Annotated in this window: 18 protein-coding genes and 3 pseudogenes; 14 read left to right on the forward strand and 7 right to left on the reverse strand. The window is 68.4% G+C overall.

What is annotated here, in order from left to right; translation table 11 throughout:
• Positions 1–6: 6 nt before the first annotated feature.
• The 5 genes and pseudogenes from ACU6WZ_RS03960 (at position 7) to ACU6WZ_RS03980 (ending at position 4,728) form a co-directional block, all read left to right on the forward strand.
• Complete coding sequence (locus ACU6WZ_RS03960) at positions 7–360, forward strand: helix-turn-helix domain-containing protein (RefSeq protein WP_447031725.1); 354 nt, start codon at positions 7–9, stop codon at positions 358–360.
• Positions 357–2,813: a site-specific integrase gene (locus tag ACU6WZ_RS03965; RefSeq protein ID WP_447031726.1), complete on the forward strand. Its 2,457-nt coding sequence runs from the start codon at positions 357–359 to the stop codon at positions 2,811–2,813. Before ACU6WZ_RS03960 ends, ACU6WZ_RS03965 begins: the two co-directional genes overlap by 4 nt.
• A complete protein-coding gene (locus ACU6WZ_RS03970; RefSeq protein WP_447031727.1) occupies positions 2,810–3,538 on the forward strand; it encodes an SDR family oxidoreductase in 729 nt (242 codons plus the stop codon). The genes ACU6WZ_RS03965 and ACU6WZ_RS03970 overlap by 4 nt, the downstream gene beginning before the upstream one ends.
• Positions 3,539–3,646: 108 nt before the next feature.
• A pseudogene (locus ACU6WZ_RS03975) lies at positions 3,647–4,162 on the forward strand (tyrosine-type recombinase/integrase); the annotation flags it as partial.
• Positions 4,159–4,728, forward strand: coding sequence for a DUF6262 family protein (locus ACU6WZ_RS03980; protein ID WP_447031728.1), 570 nt, complete (start codon positions 4,159–4,161; stop codon positions 4,726–4,728). The pseudogene ACU6WZ_RS03975 and the gene ACU6WZ_RS03980, both read left to right, overlap by 4 nt.
• 109 nt (positions 4,729–4,837) lie before the next feature.
• Here the strand turns inward: ACU6WZ_RS03980 and ACU6WZ_RS03985 are convergent, their stop codons facing one another.
• A complete protein-coding gene (locus ACU6WZ_RS03985) occupies positions 4,838–6,229 on the reverse strand; it encodes an NsdA family TPR-like regulatory protein (RefSeq protein ID WP_447031729.1) in 1,392 nt (463 codons plus the stop codon).
• A gap of 381 nt (positions 6,230–6,610) precedes the next feature.
• On the opposite strand from ACU6WZ_RS03985, the gene ACU6WZ_RS03990 reads away from it, so the two are divergent.
• On the forward strand, positions 6,611–7,456 hold the full coding sequence (locus ACU6WZ_RS03990) for an IS5 family transposase (RefSeq protein ID WP_447033842.1): 846 nt from the start codon (positions 6,611–6,613) through the stop codon (positions 7,454–7,456).
• 33 nt (positions 7,457–7,489) lie between these two features.
• On the opposite strand, the pseudogene ACU6WZ_RS03995 reads toward ACU6WZ_RS03990, so the two are convergent.
• Positions 7,490–7,747: pseudogene (locus ACU6WZ_RS03995) on the reverse strand (Scr1 family TA system antitoxin-like transcriptional regulator); the annotation flags it as partial.
• Between the two features lie 2 nt (positions 7,748–7,749).
• Between ACU6WZ_RS03995 and ACU6WZ_RS04000 the strand changes: the two are divergent.
• The 5 genes and pseudogenes from ACU6WZ_RS04000 to ACU6WZ_RS04020 form a co-directional block, all read left to right on the forward strand.
• Positions 7,750–9,477 (forward strand): annotated as a pseudogene (locus ACU6WZ_RS04000) (AbfB domain-containing protein); the annotation flags it as partial.
• 197 nt (positions 9,478–9,674) lie between these two features.
• The gene (locus ACU6WZ_RS04005; protein ID WP_447031730.1) at positions 9,675–10,061 is read left to right on the forward strand and encodes a hypothetical protein; all 387 of its coding nucleotides are present in this window, start codon (positions 9,675–9,677) and stop codon (positions 10,059–10,061) included.
• A 17-nt stretch (positions 10,062–10,078) separates the two neighbouring features.
• Entirely contained in the window at positions 10,079–10,561 is a 483-nt protein-coding gene (locus ACU6WZ_RS04010; RefSeq protein WP_447031731.1) for a peroxiredoxin, read from the forward strand.
• 126 nt (positions 10,562–10,687) lie between these two features.
• On the forward strand, positions 10,688–10,858 hold the full coding sequence (rpmF, locus tag ACU6WZ_RS04015) for a 50S ribosomal protein L32 (RefSeq protein WP_447031732.1): 171 nt from the start codon (positions 10,688–10,690) through the stop codon (positions 10,856–10,858).
• 5 nt (positions 10,859–10,863) lie between these two features.
• A complete protein-coding gene (locus tag ACU6WZ_RS04020) occupies positions 10,864–12,036 on the forward strand; it encodes a GTP-binding protein (protein ID WP_447031734.1) in 1,173 nt (390 codons plus the stop codon).
• 216 nt (positions 12,037–12,252) lie between these two features.
• Here ACU6WZ_RS04020 and ACU6WZ_RS04025 read toward each other — a convergent pair whose 3' ends face one another.
• From ACU6WZ_RS04025 to ACU6WZ_RS04035, 3 genes are all read right to left on the reverse strand, one after another.
• Positions 12,253–13,704 carry an IS4 family transposase gene (locus ACU6WZ_RS04025; protein WP_447031735.1) on the reverse strand — a complete coding sequence of 484 codons (1,452 nt, stop codon included), beginning with the start codon at positions 13,702–13,704 and terminating at the stop codon, positions 12,253–12,255.
• 165 nt (positions 13,705–13,869) lie between these two features.
• Positions 13,870–14,337 (reverse strand): hypothetical protein, encoded by a 468-nt coding sequence (locus ACU6WZ_RS04030; protein ID WP_447031736.1) that lies wholly within the window; start codon positions 14,335–14,337, stop codon positions 13,870–13,872.
• Between the two features lie 204 nt (positions 14,338–14,541).
• Positions 14,542–15,885 (reverse strand): IS4 family transposase, encoded by a 1,344-nt coding sequence (locus ACU6WZ_RS04035; RefSeq protein ID WP_447028847.1) that lies wholly within the window; start codon positions 15,883–15,885, stop codon positions 14,542–14,544.
• A gap of 244 nt (positions 15,886–16,129) precedes the next feature.
• Here ACU6WZ_RS04035 and ACU6WZ_RS04040 point away from each other — a divergent pair, with 244 nt between their 5' ends.
• Complete coding sequence (locus ACU6WZ_RS04040) at positions 16,130–16,471, forward strand: hypothetical protein (RefSeq protein ID WP_447031737.1); 342 nt, start codon at positions 16,130–16,132, stop codon at positions 16,469–16,471.
• A 97-nt stretch (positions 16,472–16,568) separates the two neighbouring features.
• On the opposite strand, the gene rpsN is transcribed toward ACU6WZ_RS04040, so the two are convergent.
• On the reverse strand, positions 16,569–16,874 hold the full coding sequence (gene rpsN, locus ACU6WZ_RS04045) for a 30S ribosomal protein S14 (protein ID WP_447031738.1): 306 nt from the start codon (positions 16,872–16,874) through the stop codon (positions 16,569–16,571).
• Positions 16,874–17,110: a 50S ribosomal protein L28 gene (gene rpmB, locus ACU6WZ_RS04050; RefSeq protein ID WP_447031739.1), complete on the reverse strand. Its 237-nt coding sequence runs from the start codon at positions 17,108–17,110 to the stop codon at positions 16,874–16,876. Before rpmB ends, rpsN begins: the two co-directional genes overlap by 1 nt.
• A 391-nt stretch (positions 17,111–17,501) precedes the next feature.
• Here rpmB and ACU6WZ_RS04055 point away from each other — a divergent pair, with 391 nt between their 5' ends.
• Both ACU6WZ_RS04055 and ACU6WZ_RS04060 read left to right on the forward strand, forming a co-directional pair.
• Positions 17,502–18,383: a lysozyme gene (locus tag ACU6WZ_RS04055; protein ID WP_447031740.1), complete on the forward strand. Its 882-nt coding sequence runs from the start codon at positions 17,502–17,504 to the stop codon at positions 18,381–18,383.
• Between the two features lie 176 nt (positions 18,384–18,559).
• The gene (locus ACU6WZ_RS04060) at positions 18,560–18,784 is read left to right on the forward strand and encodes a hypothetical protein (protein WP_447031741.1); all 225 of its coding nucleotides are present in this window, start codon (positions 18,560–18,562) and stop codon (positions 18,782–18,784) included.
• Positions 18,785–18,923 lie beyond the last annotated feature (139 nt).

Below are 18,923 nucleotides of genomic sequence, written 5' to 3' on the forward strand. Positions count from 1 at the left end.
CCGGCGATGGCCGCCAAGCTCGACTACCACTGGCACCTGCGCAAGGTCATGGCCGGCCGCGGGTTGTTCTCCACCACCGACCTCATCCCTCCGCTCGCCGAACGCGGCATCACCCTCTCGTCGAGCCAGGTCTACCGGCTCGTCGTCGAGCGACCGGAGCGACTGAGCCTGAAGATCCTCATGGCCCTGCTCGACATCCTCGACTGCACCATGGACGACCTCATCGAGCCCGTCGCGGCGGCAGGGGCCGTGAAGAAGCCGAAGAGGGCTGCCGCCGGAGGCGGCTCGGCGCCCGATGCGGAGGGGCTTGGCGGTCTGCGGCCAAAGCGTGCCCGGATCAGGGGTGTCGACCGGTCATGACCACCGCTGACCATCTCGACCTCGGCCGTGCCGTCGCCGACCCGACCGGCCTGATCACCGACCTCGTCGCCGATGTCGAGAAGGAACTCGGCGCGGAGACCATCCGGGCCGTGGTCACCGCGGTCGCGGGCGGCCGCGCGAAGTCACGGCGCCTGGCGGAGGTCCTGGCGACGCGGCCCTCCGTCCTGACCGACGGCCGGTCCCCGGCACCCCGGGCCATCGGTGATCTGCTCATCGAGCTCCGCAAGGCCGGCGCCTCGGCGATCTCGCCGCCGGTCTGCGTCGAGTGCGGCAAGAAGCTGCGAACCCTCCAACGCCAGGGCCAGGATTGGTACTGCTCGGTCTGTGGGCAGGAGACCGCTGAGTGCGCCGCCTGCGGCACCGTCCGACGCGTCGCCTTCCGGGACCGCAAGGGCCTGCTGCGCTGCAAGATGTGTCCCGACAACGATGACCGCGACCCGGTCGAGGTCATCTACGCGGTGATCACCGGGATCACCAGGGACGCCGACCGTGACGTGATCGCCGATGCCCTCCACCAGTCGGCACCCCACCGTCCCCACTATCGGCAGAGGCTGGTCTGGGCCCTGGAGGAGAACCCTCGTCTGCTGACCGGGGAGGGATATCTCGCGCCGCATCGCGCCATCCTGCGGTTCATCGACTTGCTGCACGAGGCCGGCGTCACCGGGATTGTCCGCCCGGCCTGCCCTCGCTGCCACAGAGTCGTACGCATCGACAAGCCGCTCGACGGGCAGCGGGTCTGCCGCAACTGCATCGCCAAGTCCCGCTTCGAAGAATGCGTACGCTGCGGTGCTCGGCGAGAACCGGCCACCCGCGACGCCCAGGGACGACCCCTGTGTCCGGGCTGCCTGATCAGGGACCCGGCCAACCGGGAAACCTGCATCGTCTGCGGCGAATCACGCATGGTCAACTCCCGCACTGCCGAGGGGCCGGTCTGCCCCAACTGCCGTCCCCTGCCAGTCCTGGTCTGCTCGATCTGCGGCCGCACCGCACCCTGCACACTCTCGAAGCTCACCGGCCTGCCCCGCTGCGGAGGCTGCGACAGACGCCCTGCTCACTGCACCATCTGCGGACGAATCCGTGGCATGCACTCCGGCACCGCCGACGCCCCCGTCTGCGGCCCCTGCACCAAACCGGACGCCGAGCTCTGGCGCCCCTGTCCCACCTGCGGACAAGCCGAACGGCTGCACGCCCCGGGCCCGTGCCCCCGCTGCACCCTCAAGCAGCGACTCCACGAACTCCTCGCCGATGACACCGGCTCCATATCCCCGAAACTGCAGGCCCTCCACGAGGCTCTGGCCAGCACCGAACGCGCCGGCACCGCGATGCGCTGGCTCTCCAAGGGCATCGTCTCCACCGTCCTGTCCGATCTCGGCTCCGGCCGCCGCCCTCTGACGCACAAGGCCCTGGACGAGCTTCCGGAAGGCAAGGTCGTCGAGCACATCCGCAGCGTCCTCGTCGCCACCGGCGCCCTGCCCAAGCGGGACGAGCAGATGGTCCGTCTCGAGCGACATGTGAAGGACCTCATCGCCTCCCACGCGACCGCCGAGGGCCGGAAAATCCTGCACCGGTACGCGACGTGGCACCTCCTGCGCCGGCTTCGCCGTCGCAGCCGCGGCACGGAGACCACGCACTACCAGCTGACGGTCGCGCGGCAGCATCTGCGGGCAGCCGTCTATCTCCTGAACTGGCTCGAGGGCCAGAACCTGACCCTGGCCACCTGCCGCCAGAGTGACCTTGAGCGGTGGATGACCAGCGACAACGTCCGCCTTCGCCAGGAGGCAGGCCACTTCGTACGCTGGACCCTCTCCCAGAAGATCACCCGTGATCTCAGCTTCCCGGCCGAGCGGTGGAACGGCCCCTCCCGGCCGATGGACGATGAAGCCCGCTGGGCCACAGCCCGCCGCCTGTTGCACGAGGCCGTCCTGAAGCCCGAAGACCGTCTCGCCGGCTTGTTGTTGCTCCTCTACGCCCAGTGGCCCGCCGCGATCTCCCGGCTCACCGTCGACCACATCGAGGAGACGGACGGAGCAGTCCGTATCCGCCTCGGCGCCGTCCCTGTCGAGCTTCCCGCACCCGTCGCTGAACTGGCCCTCCAACAGGTCAAGGTTCGCCGCAGCCATGCCGTCCTCGGCCGCACAGACTCACCCTGGCTCTTCCCCGGCGGACAGCCAGGCCGTCCGATCAGTGCCTGGGCGATGGGAGAACGGCTCCGCAAACTCGGCATCCGACTCGCACAAGCCCGCTCGACCGCCCTGTTCCAGCTCGCCACCGAGCTGCCCGCCGCGGTCCTCGCCCGCACCCTCGGCATCGACATCACCGTCGCCGTCAAATGGCAGCGAGCCGCCGCCGGCGACTGGGCCGCCTACGCCGCAGACGTCAGCCGCCGCAATGCACCGCACCAACTGATCCACGCACCAGGAGCGACACCATGAGACTGGACAACCGCCGCATCGTCATCACGGCCGCAGGCCGCGACTTCGGGCGAACCCTGGCCATCCACCTCGCGGACCTCGGCGCCGAGGTCTTCCTCTCGGCACGCGAACACTCCGCCGCTCAACGAGTCCGTGACGAGATTCGCGACCGCGGCCATCAGCAAGTACACGCCTTCGCCTGCGACCTGACGGACCCCGCCTCAATCCGAGACTTCGCTTCCAGCGTCGCGGAACACACGGACCGTGTCGACGTACTCATCAACAACGGCTCTCGCTACCTCGCAGGGCCGGACCTGCTGTCCGCAACCGACGCCGACGTTGTCGACACCATCGCCTCTGGCGCCACCGGCACGGTCTTGACCACGAAGAGCTTCCTCCCTCTCCTGCTCAACTCGGAGATACCAGATGTCGTGACGATGGTCTCCGCATGCGGAACACCGGGCCACCACCGGTCGGACGCGCACGACGCCTTCTACGCAGCCAAGAGCGCCCAGGCAGGGTTCACCGAGATCCTCTCCAAGCGCCTGCGCCCTCAAGGGATCCGGGTGATCTCGCTCTACCCGCCCGACTTCGACAACCCCGACCCGCTCTCCAAGGCATGGGAGACCACCCCGCGCGAGGCCAAGGATGCCCTCACCGCGCACTCGCTCGTGGAGTGCATCCTCTTCGCCATCACCCAGCCTCGCGACTGCTTCATCAAAGCGTTCCACTTCGAACAGGTCTGACCAATGCCCTCGCACGTCAACGCCCGACCGCTGATGCCAAGTCCGGAGAGCCACCGCCGCTCAGGACCGCAGGCATTCAGGCAGTTCCAATACCCGACTCCACCATTAAAGGTCTCTCTCAAGCGGAAGCGCGAGGCGGTCAAGACGATGCGGCTGCACGTGATGGACCGCATCGGCCTGCCCGCCCCGATGGCGTCGAACACCGCCTACGAACTGCGTTCGGTGGCAGTGCCGTTCGGGAACTGCACCGAGCCGTCGAACGTGAAGGCCGGAGGCCAAGCCTGCCCGATCCGCTTCCAGTGCGCCGGATGCGGGCACTACCGGCCCGACCCGTCCTACCTGCCCGCGGTCGAGGACCATATCCGCGCGTTGAAGGGCAGCCGGGAGATGGCGATGGCCGGCGGAGCCGCCGAATTCGTCACCCGGGGCCTGGGGGACGAGATATCGGCATTTCAGCAGGTGGGAGTGAAGATGAAGGAGTACATGAGCGATCTGCCCGAGGACGAACGCAACCAGGTCGAGGAGGCTGCGAAGGTGCTTCGCAAGGTGAGGGCCGCGACTGCCGGCCGCCCGCTGCTGCCACTGACGGTCGTCAGGCGCACGGATGCCGGTGACCAGCGATGACCGCCGCCAGGTCTCCGGCCCAGGTCCTGCTGGAGTCGCGTCAGCGCGACAGCCAGCAGAAGCGGGCCCGGGTGGTCTCCACGGTCAACGCGATGAAGGCCAGGGGCGAGGCGATCACCTTCCTCGGGGTTGCCCGCGCGGCCGAGGTCTCGAACTGGCTGGTCTACTCGGCAGGGATGCGGGAGCACATCGAGGAAGCCCGCAAGGGCCAGGCCGGGACGAAGGTCCGCGAGAAGACCTCGGGCAGCCGGGCCAGTGCGGCGAGCCTGGCCACGGACCTGGAACTGGCCCGCGCCGAGCTGGCGGCCGTCCGGGGGGAACGGGACGGCCTCAAGGACGCGGTCCAGCGTCACCTGGGGCAGCAGCTCCACCAGAGCGGCGCGAAGGACCTCGCGGCCCGCATCAACGAGCTCCAGGCGGCCAACAAGGATCTGGAGGGGCGGCTGGCCGCCTCCGAGGCCGATCGGCAGGGACTGCGGGACGCCTTGCAGGAGGCCCAGGACGACCTGATCGGGGCACGTGACGCTCTGAGGAACATGATGCGGGACACCAACCGGCCGGTCTGACGGGCCGCCGCGAACGGCACGGCAGTGGCCTCAGCGCCGGATTGGTACGCGGAGCGCGTATCCCCGTACTTCCCCCCTCGAGGATGTGGGGAAGTACGGGGATACGTGCTCAGGCCGCGATCTGGAGTTCGGTGCGGGTGCGGTGGATGAACTCGCGGACGGCCGGCTCGCGCCGCCAGGGGCCCAGGGCGGTGTTGAACTCTCGGACGTAGTCCTTGGCCCGGCTCGACTGGACGCGGGCGAGGATGTCGACGGAGCGGTGGCCGAGCTCGAGGCCGTGGTCGAGGTCGCGGGCCTGGAGGTGGGCGGTTCCCACGATCGCGAGGCGCATGCCGACGGAGCGGGTGAAGGCCCCGGACGGCATGGCGGCGGCCCGCTGGTTCCAGGCGAGGGCGGCCTTGGGGTTCTTCAGGTCGCGGAAGACTTCGGCGGCATCCGCGGAGAGGCGGGCGTGGTGATAGAAGTCGATCCAGGCGGGCTCTGCGCCGCTGGTGGCGTCTGCCTGGCCCAGGAGGTCCTCGGAGGCTGCGAGGGCTCGTGAGGCGGCCCTGGCGTAGTTCTCGCGGGCATGGGCCCGAGCTTCGATGAGCTTGGTGAATGCCAGCACGCGGGGGGCGGCCTGCCCCTTGGCCCGTTCGAAGGCGCCCTGGGCCATATCGACGGCCTCGGAGGCGAAGCCCCGCAGCAGGGACTGCATGGCCATGGTGGTCAGGACATAACAGCCGAGCTGGATGTCACCGCCCGCGCGGGCCAGGCGGAGGGCCTGGATGAAGTGGCGTTGGGCGACGTCGTGCTGGCCGACATCGAAGGCCGTCCATCCGGCGAGGCGGGACAGCTCCGAGGTGACGGAGAACAGGTCGCGGCCGACGTCGTCGGTGAAGGAGCCCCGCAGCAGCGGGGCGGCCCGCTCCTGGAGGCACACGCTGACGGAGTTGGCTTTCCAGTTCCCGCCGCCGTATTTGGAGTCCCAGCGGCGGGCCTCGTCGGCCGCGTCTCGGAGTTCTTCGAGGTCGGCGCGGCCGACCTGTTTGCCGCTGGCGAGGTCGGCGGTCTCGTCGGCGGGGGTGACCAGCCAGCGGGTCACGGGGGTGGTGAACGCGGACACGGCGAAACCGGATCCGGTCAGGAAGTCGCGGCGGTTCACGAAACTCCAGAACGAGGTGGCCACTTCGACCGCATCAGCACGGTCTCGTGGGAAATCCAACCCCACACTGGCGTCCGGTGTCTCCGCATCGCCCATACCGATTTCAGACAGTGACACGGGCCGCCCGAGCCGTTCCCCGATCGCCTGGGCGAGGAACGTGGGGACCGGCCACTTGGGGAGCATTCCCCGCTGGCACCAGTTCACGACGGACGTATGCGAGTAGTCCGTCTCCATCCCCGCGTTCTTGGCGAGCTGGTTGACCCGCAGGGCCAGGGACTTGTGGCTCGCGCCGCAGGTCTCGATGAGCCGGGCCAGGTCCGCGTTCGGCGGACGCTTCCGACGGCTGGTCGACGCCACCCGATTCCCCTTTTCCACCAGGTCAGCAACAGGGGCTGCTGACGAGGAAACGCCATGGGGCCGGGCCGCGCCGACTGGGCATTTTCAGTCGTACGCATTCCGGCTGGGCACGGAAAGTCGGTCGCCTTCCCGCGTCTTGAGGCACTGAGAGGACGTTCGCATCACCTATATGTTGGTTTGAGTAGTTCTGAACCTAGACCGAAATCAGCTTGAATAGAGCTTTTGAGGAGAATGTCGCAACTGTTCGAGCATGCTCGGCCGGATGATTCGATCACTTTTAGCCTGATAGCTCCTGTCCGGTTCGAGGATGCCGTGAAGGCGGCTTTCGTCTCACTCGAACGAGCGATATCCCCGCCAAGCGCACTGTGGGTCAGTGGACTTATGACCAGCCGGCCGCAGCGCAGCGCCTACCTCAGCGACCTTACCGATGCCCGCTGGGCCCTGATGGAGCCGACGGTGACGGCATGGAGGGTCGAGCGGCAGAAGACCTCGCTCGGACTGGGGGGTCCAGTCACTGACCTGCGTGAAGTCATGAACGCGATCCTCTACGTGAACCACACGGGTATCCCCTGGCGCTACCTGCCGCACGATTTCCCGCCGCCCAGCACCGTCTTCTCCTACTTCAGCGATTGGACTGCCGACGGCACGATCGAGAACCTCGGTGTCAGGCTGCGTCGGGTGGTCCGTGAGCAGGTGGGACGCACGGCCGAGCCGACCGCCTGCGTCATCGACGCCCAGAGCGTCAAGACCGCCCACACCGTGCCCAGCAGCACGCAGGGCATCGATGCCGGGAAGAAGATCGTGGGCCGCAAGCGGAGCATCGTTGTCGACACGATCGGCTTGCTGCTGCTGGTCACAGTGACCGCGGCCAGCATTTCGGACAACGACGCCGGCAAGCAGTTGCTCACCCGAATCGCCCTCGACCACCCCGCGATCACCAAGGCCTGGGTCGACACCGGCTACAAGACCCAGGCCATCGAACACGGAGCCGCCCTCGGCATCGACGTCGACGTCGTCCCGAGGAACACCCAGGTCAAGGGCTTCTCCGTGGTCCCGAGACGCTGGGTGGTGGAGCGAACTTTCGGTTGGATCATGATGCACCGCCGACTGGCACGGGACTACGAGACCAAACCCGCACACTCCGAGAGCATGATCCGCCTCGCAATGATCTCCAACCTCCTGAAGCGGGCAACCGGCGAAAGCACCATAACCTGGCAAAATCCATGAAATATCGCTCAAGTAACCAGAACATCCTCTCAGATCCCGCAGCGGCGTCCGCAGCACCGCTTCCGACAGGACGGTCCGAAAAGGAGGCGCACCGGCCCCCTCCAGCAACTCCCGCCGCCCCATCCGAGCCTCCACCTGCTGCGTAAGCTCCGGCTCCTTGATCCCACCGGCCGCCAGCACCTCCCGCGCGTACCCCGGTGTCTGCAACAGCCCCGGCAGCACGCTCACCGCGAAGTGCCACAGGCTCGTCGCCTCCGCCTCCGCCTCCAGCGCCATGTAACGCCGGTACCGCTAGGAAGCAGCGGATCCGTGACGTGGCCCCGCACCCGGGCGGCGGCATCTTCTACACCGCCGCGTCCGGGATCTGGCAGACGGTGTGGCTGGAACCCACTGCGCCGGCTCACATCGCCGGCCTCGCCATGGTGCCCAACCTGACGGACAACACCCTGCGAGTCACCGTGCGCGGCGCGGGCGTGAGCGGTCACACCGCCAGGGTGACCGTCTCCACCGGCGGAGGAACCGTGGCCACCGCGACGGGACCGGTCGGCAGCGAGTTCTCGGTGCCGATCCCGAACCCGCGCCTGTGGTCCCCCGAGGACCCCTTCCTGTACGACGTCAAGGCCGACCTGCTCTCCGGCACCTCGGTGACCGACTCGGTGGGCAGCTACGCCGGCATGCGTTCGATCTCCGTCGGCAAGGTCGACGGTGTGCAACGCACCCTGCTGAACGGGTAGTTCGTTTTCCAGTCCGGCACGCTCGACCAGGGCTACTGGCCGGACGGCATCTACACCGCGCCGAGCGACGAGGCGCTCAAGTACGACCTGCAAAAGCACAAGGACCTGGGCTTCAACATGGTCCGCAAGCACATCAAGGTCGAACCGCAGCGCTGGTTCTACTGGGCGGACCGGCGCGGCCTGCTGGTGTGGCAGGACATGCCGTCGATGGATCTGCGGACACCGGACAGCGCCGCGCGGGTGCAGTGGGAAGCGGAGTACGACCGCATCATCGACCAGCACCGCAGCTCGCCCTCCGTGGTGATGTGGGTCAACCAGAACGAGGGCTGGGGCCAGTACGACCAGGCGCGCATCGCCGACAAGGTGAAGGCGTCCGACCCGTCCCGGCTGGTCAACAACATGAGTGGGGTCAACTGCTGCGGCTCCGTGGACGGCGGCAACGGCGATGTGATCGACAACCACATCTACGTGGGCCCCGGTGTGACCACCCCCACGGCCACCAGGGCCGCCGTCCTCGGCGAATTCGGCGGCCTCGGCTACAAGGTGCCCGGCCACGAGTGGTATCCGGGCGGCGGCTTCAGCTACGAGGACCAGCCCAGCGTCGCGGCCCTCAACAACCGCTTCGTGCGCCTACTGGACGCGATGCGCGACAACCAGATGCCGGCGGGCCTCTCCGCGTCGGTCTACACCGAGATCACCGACGTCGAGAACGAGGCCAACGGTCTGCTCACCTACGACCGGCAGGTCGTCAAGGTCGACGCCGCCCGCGTCAAAGCGGCCAACCTGGCCCTGATCGACGCCTCCCGCAACCCGGCGCCACCCGTCACCCTGCCCACGGGGAACAAGTCGCTACGGGTGACCACGCCCGACCACACGAACAAGTTCCTGCGTCACAAGGACGGTCTGGCGTTCACCGAGGTCGTCGACTCAGGCAGCAGCGGCCTGCTGAAGAACGACGCCACCTGGAAGATCGTCCCTGGTCTCGCCGACAGCTCCTGCTACTCGTTCGAGTCCCGCAACTACCCCGGCCAGTACCTGCGTCACCGTGAGTTCCGTGTCTACAAGGAGGCGGGCGACGGAGCGCTCTTCCGGGCCGACGCCACCTGGTGCGCGGTGCGCGGCAACGGCGGCGTGCGGCTGTCGGCGTACAACTTCCCCGGCCAGTACCTGCGCCACATCGACTCGCAGGTGTGGCTGGCCACTCCGGGCGGCTCGAAGGCATGGGACAACCCGATCACGTTCACCGAGGACACCACGTGGGCCGTGGAGGCCCCCTGGGCGCCGTAACCCTGGACTCCGTAACCCACCGGGAGGAGGGCGCAGCGTGTAATGGGAGGGAGGGTGGGGTGGAGGGTGGGGGCAATCCGCGCCGGGTTCCGCACCGAATAGCCTTGGGGGATCAGCCGTGGGCCTGCGCCCACGCATGTCTCGGAGCAACGGGAGCCGCCACCCCACGGCGGCTCGGATCAGCGGGAGGGCCGTAAGTGCACGCGTCGGTACGGGTGCTGGCAGTCGCGGCACCCAAGGTGTGGATCGCCGTACGCGGCCGGTTCCGCTCCGCACAGGTTCCAGCCCTCGCCGGCGCCGTGGCGGATCGCATCCCGCCGCTGCATCACGTCGTGTACCTCGACGTTGCCGAGGCGAGTTGCGAACACGACGTGCCGGCGCCCGATTTTCTGCGCCTGCTCCCCGCACCTCTCCGGCTGCACCTCGTCGGCGCGGGCCGGTGTCCGTCGGCCGGTGACATCGCCGCCCTGCGCGGGACGGTGCACGACAGCCGGGGCGACGCGTGGACGGCCTGGCTCCAGGAGGAGCAGACCGGCCCGGCTCACCCTTCCCCCTCCCCCACCCCCACCACCTCACACTCATGAACCCATCGGAGATGACCATGGCGGCAGGCCCTGCAGTAGGTGACGTGGCGGGAGACTTCTCCCTCCCCGGCGGCGTGCTTTCGGGAGACATATTCGAGCGGCGGGACTTCTCGCTGGGCGACCGGCGCGGGAAACCGCTGGTCCTGGCCTTCTACCCGGGGGACGACACCAGCGTGTGCACCAAGCAACTGTGCTCGTACTCAAGCGGTCTGGAGGAGTTCACCGAGCTGGGGGCGGAGGTGTGGGGCATCAGCCCCCAGGGGGTGGACAGCCACGAGGCCTTCGCCCGTAAGTACGACCTGCGCATGCCGCTGCTGGCGGACACCGGACGGGAAGTGGCGCGATCGTTCGGGGTGGCGGCGGCGGGCATCGGTGTCCGGCGGGCGGTCTTTCTGATCGCCCCGGACTCCACCGTGCACTGGAAGCATGTCGCCGTCCTGGGCGTCACGTTCCAGAGCCTGCGGACGCTGTCGAAGCACCTGGCCGCGATGCCTGCCTGAAGGTGAGGCTGCGGGGCACGGGCAGCGGGAGGGGCGTCGCACCTGTTGTCCTTACGAACCTCTCTTGGGAATGGGATCCATTTTCATGTAGCGTGGGGCTCTGCCGACCCGACCGAGGAGCCAGCCATGGCCGTGCCCAAGCGCAAGATGTCCCGCAGCAACACCCGCCACCGCCGCGCGCAGTGGAAGGCCAGCACGCCGCAGCTGGTGCCGATCACGGTCGACGGATCGGTCTACCGCGTTCCGCAGCGGCTGGCCAAGGCGTACGAACGCGGCCTGCTGCGGCCGGAGGGCTGACCGCGATGACGCTCGCCCAACTGCCCGTGACCGTGCTTTCCGGTTTCCTCGGCGCGGGAAAGACCACCTTGCTCAACCACGTCCTGAGCAACCGCGAGGGCCTTCGCGTCGCCGTCATCGTGAATGACATGAGCGAGGTCAACATCGACGCGGCGCTCGTGCGGGGTGGTGAAGCGGCGCTCTCGCGGACCGAGGAACGCCTGGTCGAGATGACCAACGGCTGCATCTGCTGCACCCTGCGCGACGATCTGCTGGAGGAGGTCGACCGGCTGGCGCGCGAGGGGCGTTTCGACTACCTGCTCATCGAGTCAAGCGGCATCTCCGAACCCATGCCCGTCGCGGCCACCTTCGCCTTCCCCCGCGACGACGGCGCCACCCTCGGTGACCTCGCACGTCTCGACACCATGGTCACCGTCGTCGACGCCGCGAACTTCCTGCCGGAACTCGCCGGCGGAGACGGCCTCGCCGAGCGAGGACTCGACCAGTACGAGGACGACGAGCGCACCGTCAGCGACCTGTTGGTGGACCAGATCGAGTTCGCCGACGTCATCGTGCTCAACAAGCTCGACCTCGTCGACACGGAGAGCGCCCACCGGCTGCGGGCCGCGCTCAGCCGGCTGAACCCGGTAGCCAGGATCGTGCCCGCCACCCGCGGGCGTGTTCGGCTGAGCGATGTCCTGGGTACCGGACTGTTCGATCTGGAGCGCGCCGAGCAGGCCCCGGGATGGGTCATGGAGCTCAACGGCGACCATGTTCCGGAGACCGAGGAGTACGGCATCTCGTCCACCGTCTTCCGCTCCGAACTACCCTTCCACCCAGGCCGGTTGTGGACCTTCGCGACCAAGGGGCTCGACAGTGGAACGTTCGGCCAGATCCTGCGCTCCAAGGGATTCTTCTGGCTGGCCAGCCGCCCCGGCGTGACCGGGCTGTGGTCACAGGCCGGCGCCGTGGCCCGCTTCGAGCCGTCCGGTGCTCGTGATACGGACACCACCCAGGGCCAGGAACTGGTGTTCATCGGCACCGGGCTGCGCACCGAGGCCCTGCAGGCCGCCGTCGCGAGCTGCCTGGTCGCCGAGGGCGAAAGCGTCCCGCCTGTCGACCCGTTCCCGGTGTGGGACACCTCCGGCATCGACGACGTCTGCGAACACGAGCACCCGGAACTCGTGGCGCGGACCTGAAAGCTCCGGGCTGGGCAGTGGTCGCAGCCACGGCACTGCCCAGCCCGGTACCGGGGAGAAGCTGAACTACTCCGTACTGCCGGTCGACTCGACACAGAATCAGGACGAGGGCCGTCTGCTGGGCCAGTTCCTGACCAAGAACCGGATCATCGACGGCCGAGGAGGACGGCTTCCTCGTCAAGATCAGCTCATGACCACGTGACCAACACCAGTGCGTTAAGCCTGTGACCTGCGGTGCAACCTGTCCAAGGAGGGACGTCGGGACCGGGAGGCGAGTCCGTTCTCCATGTACGTGATCTCTGTGTGAACGGTGTAGTGCCGGGCGCTCTGGGGGTGTTTGCCGGCGTTGGGGCCGTATTTGCTGGTCGAGTTCTTGATGCTGCGCGCCTTGACGCGGTGGCGCCGACGGGCGGGCCAGAGGGCGGCCAGGACGGCGGTGCCGATCGTGCCGACCAGGTCGATGTTCCCGGTGGTGATGCCGTGTCCGGTGATCACGGTGTCGGCGGCGGTCTGGAGCAGGATGGTGAAGCTGAGGCGGTCCATGTCCAGGCCGGGCCGGTGGGTGACGGCGTCGGAGGCGGCTCGGATGAGGGCCTGGTAGGTGGTGAGCAGGGCCCAGACCTCCTGGTCGATGCCGTCGATGCTGTGGGAGCGCAGGACCCGGCCGTCCAGCAGGCTCGCCTTGACCGAGAAATAGGTGGTCTCCACCTGCCACCTTTCGTGGTAGAGATCTACCAACTCGGCGGCGGGGTAGTGCTCGTGGTTCAGCAGGCTGGTGATCAGACGCCACTGTTCACGGCGTACGGTGCCGTCGTCCAGGGTGACGGTGATCCATGCTTCCACCACCCGCACCGTGAGCAACGAGTAGCCCCGGCCGGCCCGGTAGGGGCCGCTCAGCCGGGAGAGGTAGGAACCGTCGGGCAGGCGGCGCACGACGGTGGGGCAGCGCGAAGCACCCGAACGCACCAGGAACTGTGCTCCGGTATCCCGCACGCGTTCCAGCAGGTCACGGGCGTCGAAGCCGGCGTCGGCCAGTAGCAGCGCCGTGTCGTCCAGGACGTGCAACAGCCGGGCGGCATAGGTGGTCTCGCCGTCGCTCTCGGGGCCGAAGGCCGCGGCGAGTAGGGCCCGGGTGCCGCACTCGACGATCACCAGCAGCCGCAGCAGCGGGTAGCCGAACTCCATCTTCTCCCCGGCCCGCTTGGGGTAACGCCAGAGAGTCCGCTCGTCCTCGGGGACGTGCAGGCTGGTGCCGTCGATCGCGACGGTCCGCAGGCCCCGGTAGTACACGCCGGGCCGGCTCTTCTCGCCGACCGGCCCGGCCAGTATCTCGAACAACACCTTCAACGGGCGGGCACCCAGGCGACGTCGGGCCCGTGAGAGCGAGGAGACCGCCGGACGCGTGATGACCGAGGCGGGCAGATGTACGGTCAGCTTGCCCCACACCGCCCGGTAGGAGCAGTCCTCGAACAGTGCCAGCGCGAGCACGAAGTAGACCACCACCCGGGCCGGCAGCAGCCGTATCCGCTTCTCCCGAGCTCCGGTCTCGGTGAGAACGGCGTCCACAAGGTCGAAATCCACGACCTGGCTCAGCTCGCCCAGATGCCCCGGCGCGTGGACCCCCGATGCCATCTCCGCGGACGACGTGATGACAGACTGCTCCTGCAACGGGACTCCCGACGATCTTCGAGCTTGGTCGCAAGACGATCTATCAGGGGTCCCGTTCCTCATTCACACCGGGGTTGCATCGCAGGTCACAGGCTTAACGCACTGGTGTTGACCACGTGACGGGAAAGAGGGAGAAGGAGCTGTCCGGTTCCTCCCCCCTCTTCCTTACGTGTCGGCGGGCCAGAACTGGACCAGGTAACGTTCCAAGCCCTCGGGGACACCCTCACGGGCAAGCCGGCGGACCTCTTCGCGACCACGGCAGTGAGCCCGCACCCGCCACCGGGCACCATGGTCGGACAGGTGGACGTACGTCGGCATCGGGCCGCCGGCTACCGCCCACACGGCCAACTCACCCGAGCGGCACGAGATCACGCTTTCGGCCACCTCATCCCAGCCGCCCCCGGCCCGGGCCTCGACGGGCTCGTTGTCCCAGACCTCCGCGGTAAGCGCCGCGGTGTGGGTGTGACCGGCACTGGCGAAGTCGAGACGGCCCTCATGCGCGGCCAGGAACACCTCCCCCTCGAACCCATCGGGGAACGGCACGGGCACCACCGCGTCGTCCACGTCCTGCAGGCACCAGCCGTAGAAATCCACCTCGATGTCCACGTCCTGCCTGCCGACCAACCTGGCCACGACGAACCCCTCCCGGCTCCGCGACGTATCCGACCATGGTGAGCGAATCACGGGTCCCGCACACCCCGATAATGGGTCAGGAGAACGCGTCGGCGCGGGCGCTCGGACCGACCTCCGGAAAACAGGGGTGAGTGGACGTGGTCCAGCTGGTGTGCAGTGAGGTCCGGGGGAAGCTCTGGTCCAATGCCGGGAAGCTTGGCTTGATCATCTCGTGTGGCTGTCGGGCTCCGCGGTGGTCGGCGGGGTTGTGTCGAGTGGGATGATTTCGATCCCGTATCCGGTGATTTTTGTGCTGCGGCTGGCCGGCCCGGCGGGTTTCGAGGGGAAGATGGAGCTGGGGCGTTTCACGGTCCGGGGGCAGACCCGCAGGCGTCGCTCGGCCGATCGCAGGTTCGCCAGCAGCGACGTGGTCATCTCGGCGAGGTGGGTGCCGATCCGCGCCGTGGTGCGGATCACGGTGTCCCGGGCGACGGTCAGGGCGACAGTGAAGGAGAGCCGGTCGGCATCGAGCCCGTGGCCGGCGGCGGTGGAACTGATCGTGCGGCGGATCGCCTGGTGGGTGACGAGATACGCCCAGATCTCCTGGTTGACCAGCGCGGGTGTCTTCGATCTCAGGACGGCGCGTGCCCCGCGCTGAGTGATCTTCAAGTCCCGGAATTCGAGCTCGGATTCCCACCGCTGGGAATACAGTGCGGCCAGTTCACCGGCGGGGAAGGCCGCAGGGTCGAGCAAGGTGGTGATGAGCCGGTAGGGCTCATGGCGTCGTGACCCGTCGGCGGCCTCGATGACGACCACCATCTCGATCACCCGGATCCGTACCGACCGGGGCCGCCCCGCCAGGGCTTTCGTGATGTTCTTGTGCGCGTGCCGGGTCGCGAGCCAGGAGCCGTCGGGCAGGACCTCGTCGGGGACCAGCCGCACCGCCGCCGAGATCCGCCACAACAGATCCGCCCCGCCGGCGGCGGCATCGACCCACAGCAGCCAGCCCGGGAATCCCCGGTCGGCCAGGACCAGCATCCCGGGGCGCATCCGGTCCAGCAGGCGCCGTGTCAGGTCCTGCTCACAGACCCGGCGGATGTCGAACGCCACCCCGAGCAGCGCCCGGGTCCCGCACTCGATCAGCGCGACCAGGCGGACCTGGGGGAACGCGGCGATCCGCCGCTGATTGCGGGTCCGGCCGAACACCGCGTTCACCGCGGTGTCGGCGACCTCGAGAAACGTGCCGTCCACCGAGGCCAGCCGAAGCCCCCGCCAGAACACCCCCGGCATCGCGACCGTGCCGACCGGCCCGGCGATCCGCTCGAACAGTAACCGGAACGGCTCCGGGCCCAGCGTGACGCGGCGCTGCCGCAGCGCCGAGGAGGAGACCAGCTGGCCCCGCGCGGCCAGCCGCGCCGTCCCACCGGCCAGCTTCGACAGCACCGACCGGTAGCCGTCTCTCGGGAACAGCGTCAACGCGAGCACGAAGAACACACACGTCACCGCGCAGAGTTTGCCGTCACTACGCCGGTCCCCGCGGCCGGAAGCCGCCAGCACATCCGTGACCATCCGCCGTGTCACAACCTGGCGCAACACACCCAGCTGCCCCGTCTGTCCCGCGCTCGCACGCGACGACCCCTCTATGCCAGACTCCCCAGACAACGAAGCTCCTGTTCCGAACAAGTCGATCGTGGTAGATCGCTCGTTCTACAGGAGCTTCGCTGCATCCAGCGCCCGCACACGAGATGATCAAGCCAAGCTTCCCGGCATTGAGCTCTGGTCCCGCCCCGGGTGGTGGCTGCTGTGGGCCGTCGTGACCGCGGTGCTCACGGTCGCGGCGTTCGCGGTCGGGGCCTTTGCCGGGTGGGGAGGCATGGACATCGGCGAGACCTGCGGCGATTCCTACGACGAGGTGGTCAGGGAAGAGCACCTCAACGACTCACTGTTCCCGCTGCACAACTGGTGCAACGCCGAGCGCGACCTCGTCCCCTCGTGGGTCAACCCGACCGTTGCGGGTCTCGGCGTGGTGTCTGCGGTCTGCGGTCTGCGGTCTGCGGTCTGCGGTCTGCGGTCTGCGGTCTGCCTGATCATGACCGTGGCATTGGCCTTGGCCCGCGCCATCCGCAAAAGTACAGCGGTCGCGATCCGCGGCTGATAGGGGCCCAGCGCAGAGCGCGCCGGCCCACATCCCGCCGGAGATGTGGGCCGGCGCGCTGTCGCCGGACGTGCGGGCGCTACCGGACGTGCGGGCGCTACCAGGACGACTTCGTGACGCCGGGCAGGAGTCCGGCGTGCGCCTGTTCCCGCATGCGCACCCGGGACAGGCCGAACTTGCGGAGGTGTCCGCGGGGCCGGCCGTCCACGCTGTCCCGGTTACGTACCCGGATGGCGCTGGCATCGCGGGGCTGGCTCCGCAACTCCGCTACGGCCGCGCCGCGTTCGGCCTCCGTCGATGCCGGTCGTCGGATGATCTCCTTCAGCTCGGCCCGCCGGGCCGCGTACCGCTCGACGATCGCCTTGCGCTTCTCGTTCTGCGCGATCTTGCTCTTCTTGGCCATCAGACCTTCACTCCCCGCGCGCGGATGCGGGCCACGGCGGCCTCGATGCCGATCGCGTCGATGGCCTTGATCGCCCTGGCGCTGAGCGTGAGGCGTACGTACCGGCCCTCACTCGGCAGCCAGTAGCGCTTGCGCTGGATGTTGGGATCGAAGCGGCGGGAGGTGCGCCGGTGCGAGTGGGAGATGTTGTTGCCGAAGCCCGGCTGGGCGCCGGTCAGTTGGCAGTGGGCGGACAAGGGACTACCTGCTCTCTTCGGGGCGGCTTCTTTCGGTAATGGTAACCATTGTCATATACTCCGGTCCAGCTCGTCGACACCGAGGCACAGCCGACGCGCAGCCGACGCTCAGCCGACACACGGCGGCCGCGCAGCGGCACCGCAACGACAGGCGTAACGGCGCCTCCGGCGGCTTCACGGGCTGAAACTTTTCGCCGCCGCCATGGGGTCGGGGCAGCTCACCGGCGCCGTCAGAGGTGTAGTCCAAAGGGCCGGAGACCTACCCCCTTTACGCCCCTGAGCACCCGTGCGTTACTCGTGACGCGTTCATGACGAACCCGAGAAGTCGGGCGTTCCACCGCACGCGCCGCAATGCACTCCCCCACCCCCACCACCCTGTCCGGAGGCATGCATGTCCGCGCTCAGATCCCCCTCACGCCGGTCCGCCCGTTCCGGAGCCGCGCTCTCGCTGGGAGTACTCGGCTCCGCCACCGCACTGCTCTTGACCGTGTCGGGACCAGCGGCCGCCGCGCCGCCTCCGGCCGACACCCCGGTCAAGCCCGGCCAGGCGTGGATGGGCTCGGGAACCCGCCTCGAACAGCCCGGCGCCGCGAAGAGCGGCGGAGTACTGTCCCCGACGGACACGAGCGGCGTCCAGGGAATCGACGTATCGCACTGGCAGGGGTCGATCAACTGGGGCTCGGTGAAGAGCGTCGGGATCGACTTCGCCTACGTCAAGGCCACGGAAGGCACCGACTTCAAGGACTCCCGCTTCGGCGCCAACTACACCGGCTCCTACAACGCCGGCCTGATCCGCGGCGCGTACCACTTCGCCCGCCCGAACTCCTCCAGCGGCGCGGCCCAGGCGAACTACTTCGCGAGCAACGGCGGTGGGTGGTCCCGCGACAACCAGACGCTGCCGGGCGTCCTCGACATCGAGCACAACCCGTCGGGCTCCATGTGCTACGGGCTGTCGACGACCCAGATGCGCAACTGGATCAACGACTTCTACAACACGTACAAGGCACGCACGACCCGGGACGTCATCATCTACACGACCGGTAGCTGGTGGAACACCTGCACCGGGAACTGGACCGGAATGTCCGCCAAGGCGCCCCTGTGGGTCGCCCACTGGGGCGTCAGCAACCCCACCGTCCCGTCCGGGTTCCCCACGTGGACCTTCTGGCAGTACACGGCCACGGGGCGCGTCAGCGGAGTCGCGGGGGACGTGGACCGCAACAAGTTCAACGGCTCCTTGAGCCGGCTCCAGGCGCTCGCCAACAACACGGCGTAAAGACGGCACCGCGTCGCCGCGTCACCGCGTAAAAGCGGTACGTCGCGCAGCGGACCCAACCGGGTGGGGCCACATCAGCGGCCTCACCCGGCGCCCACGCACATCCGCGTATCCGAACCAGTGCCACAAAACCACTGCCACAAAACCACTGCCACAACCGGACGTTGGAGGCCAACATGACCAGCCGGAGACCGAGTCGGCGCAGCATCCTGCTCGCCGGCGCAGGCGGACTGGCCGTCGCCGCGGCCTTACCCGGTCTCGCCCACGCCGCGAACGTGGTCGAGCCGGACATCGACAGCACGCAGCTGTGGAACGCACGGCCGCCCGCCGGGATCGGGCTTGGCCGCCGCGGCGGCGGGTGCGGCGGTCCTGGCGTCGTCGGCCGATGCGAGCCGCCGTAGACGGCGACACCCTCGCTGTCCCCTGAGTAGGGTCGGGGACTGGCGCGGTGGCTCAAGGCTCCGTTTCCAGTCCCGGCCGCTTCAAACCGTGTATGCAGTTCTCCCGCACACGGCTTTCCGACATCGTTCACCGACTGGC

Source organism: Streptomyces hypolithicus, assembly GCF_052934925.1.

What these genes read in the sequence shown, in the direction of transcription:
- ACU6WZ_RS03960 (WP_447031725.1), top strand. Translation starts at nt 7, where the DNA reads ATGGCCGCCAAGCTCGACTACCACTGGCACCTGCGCAAGGTCATGGCC.
- ACU6WZ_RS03965 (WP_447031726.1), top strand. Translation starts at nt 357, where the DNA reads ATGACCACCGCTGACCATCTCGACCTCGGCCGTGCCGTCGCCGACCCG.
- ACU6WZ_RS03970 (WP_447031727.1), top strand. Translation starts at nt 2,810, where the DNA reads ATGAGACTGGACAACCGCCGCATCGTCATCACGGCCGCAGGCCGCGAC.
- ACU6WZ_RS03980 (WP_447031728.1), top strand. Translation starts at nt 4,159, where the DNA reads ATGACCGCCGCCAGGTCTCCGGCCCAGGTCCTGCTGGAGTCGCGTCAG.
- ACU6WZ_RS03990 (WP_447033842.1), top strand. Translation starts at nt 6,611, where the DNA reads ATGACCAGCCGGCCGCAGCGCAGCGCCTACCTCAGCGACCTTACCGAT.
- ACU6WZ_RS04010 (WP_447031731.1), top strand. Translation starts at nt 10,079, where the DNA reads ATGGCGGCAGGCCCTGCAGTAGGTGACGTGGCGGGAGACTTCTCCCTC.
- rpmF (WP_447031732.1), top strand. Translation starts at nt 10,688, where the DNA reads ATGGCCGTGCCCAAGCGCAAGATGTCCCGCAGCAACACCCGCCACCGC.
- ACU6WZ_RS04020 (WP_447031734.1), top strand. Translation starts at nt 10,864, where the DNA reads ATGACGCTCGCCCAACTGCCCGTGACCGTGCTTTCCGGTTTCCTCGGC.
- ACU6WZ_RS04035 (WP_447028847.1), bottom strand. Translation starts at nt 15,885, where the DNA reads ATGGTCACGGATGTGCTGGCGGCTTCCGGCCGCGGGGACCGGCGTAGT.
- rpsN (WP_447031738.1), bottom strand. Translation starts at nt 16,874, where the DNA reads ATGGCCAAGAAGAGCAAGATCGCGCAGAACGAGAAGCGCAAGGCGATC.
- ACU6WZ_RS04055 (WP_447031740.1), top strand. Translation starts at nt 17,502, where the DNA reads ATGTCCGCGCTCAGATCCCCCTCACGCCGGTCCGCCCGTTCCGGAGCC.
- ACU6WZ_RS04060 (WP_447031741.1), top strand. Translation starts at nt 18,560, where the DNA reads ATGACCAGCCGGAGACCGAGTCGGCGCAGCATCCTGCTCGCCGGCGCA.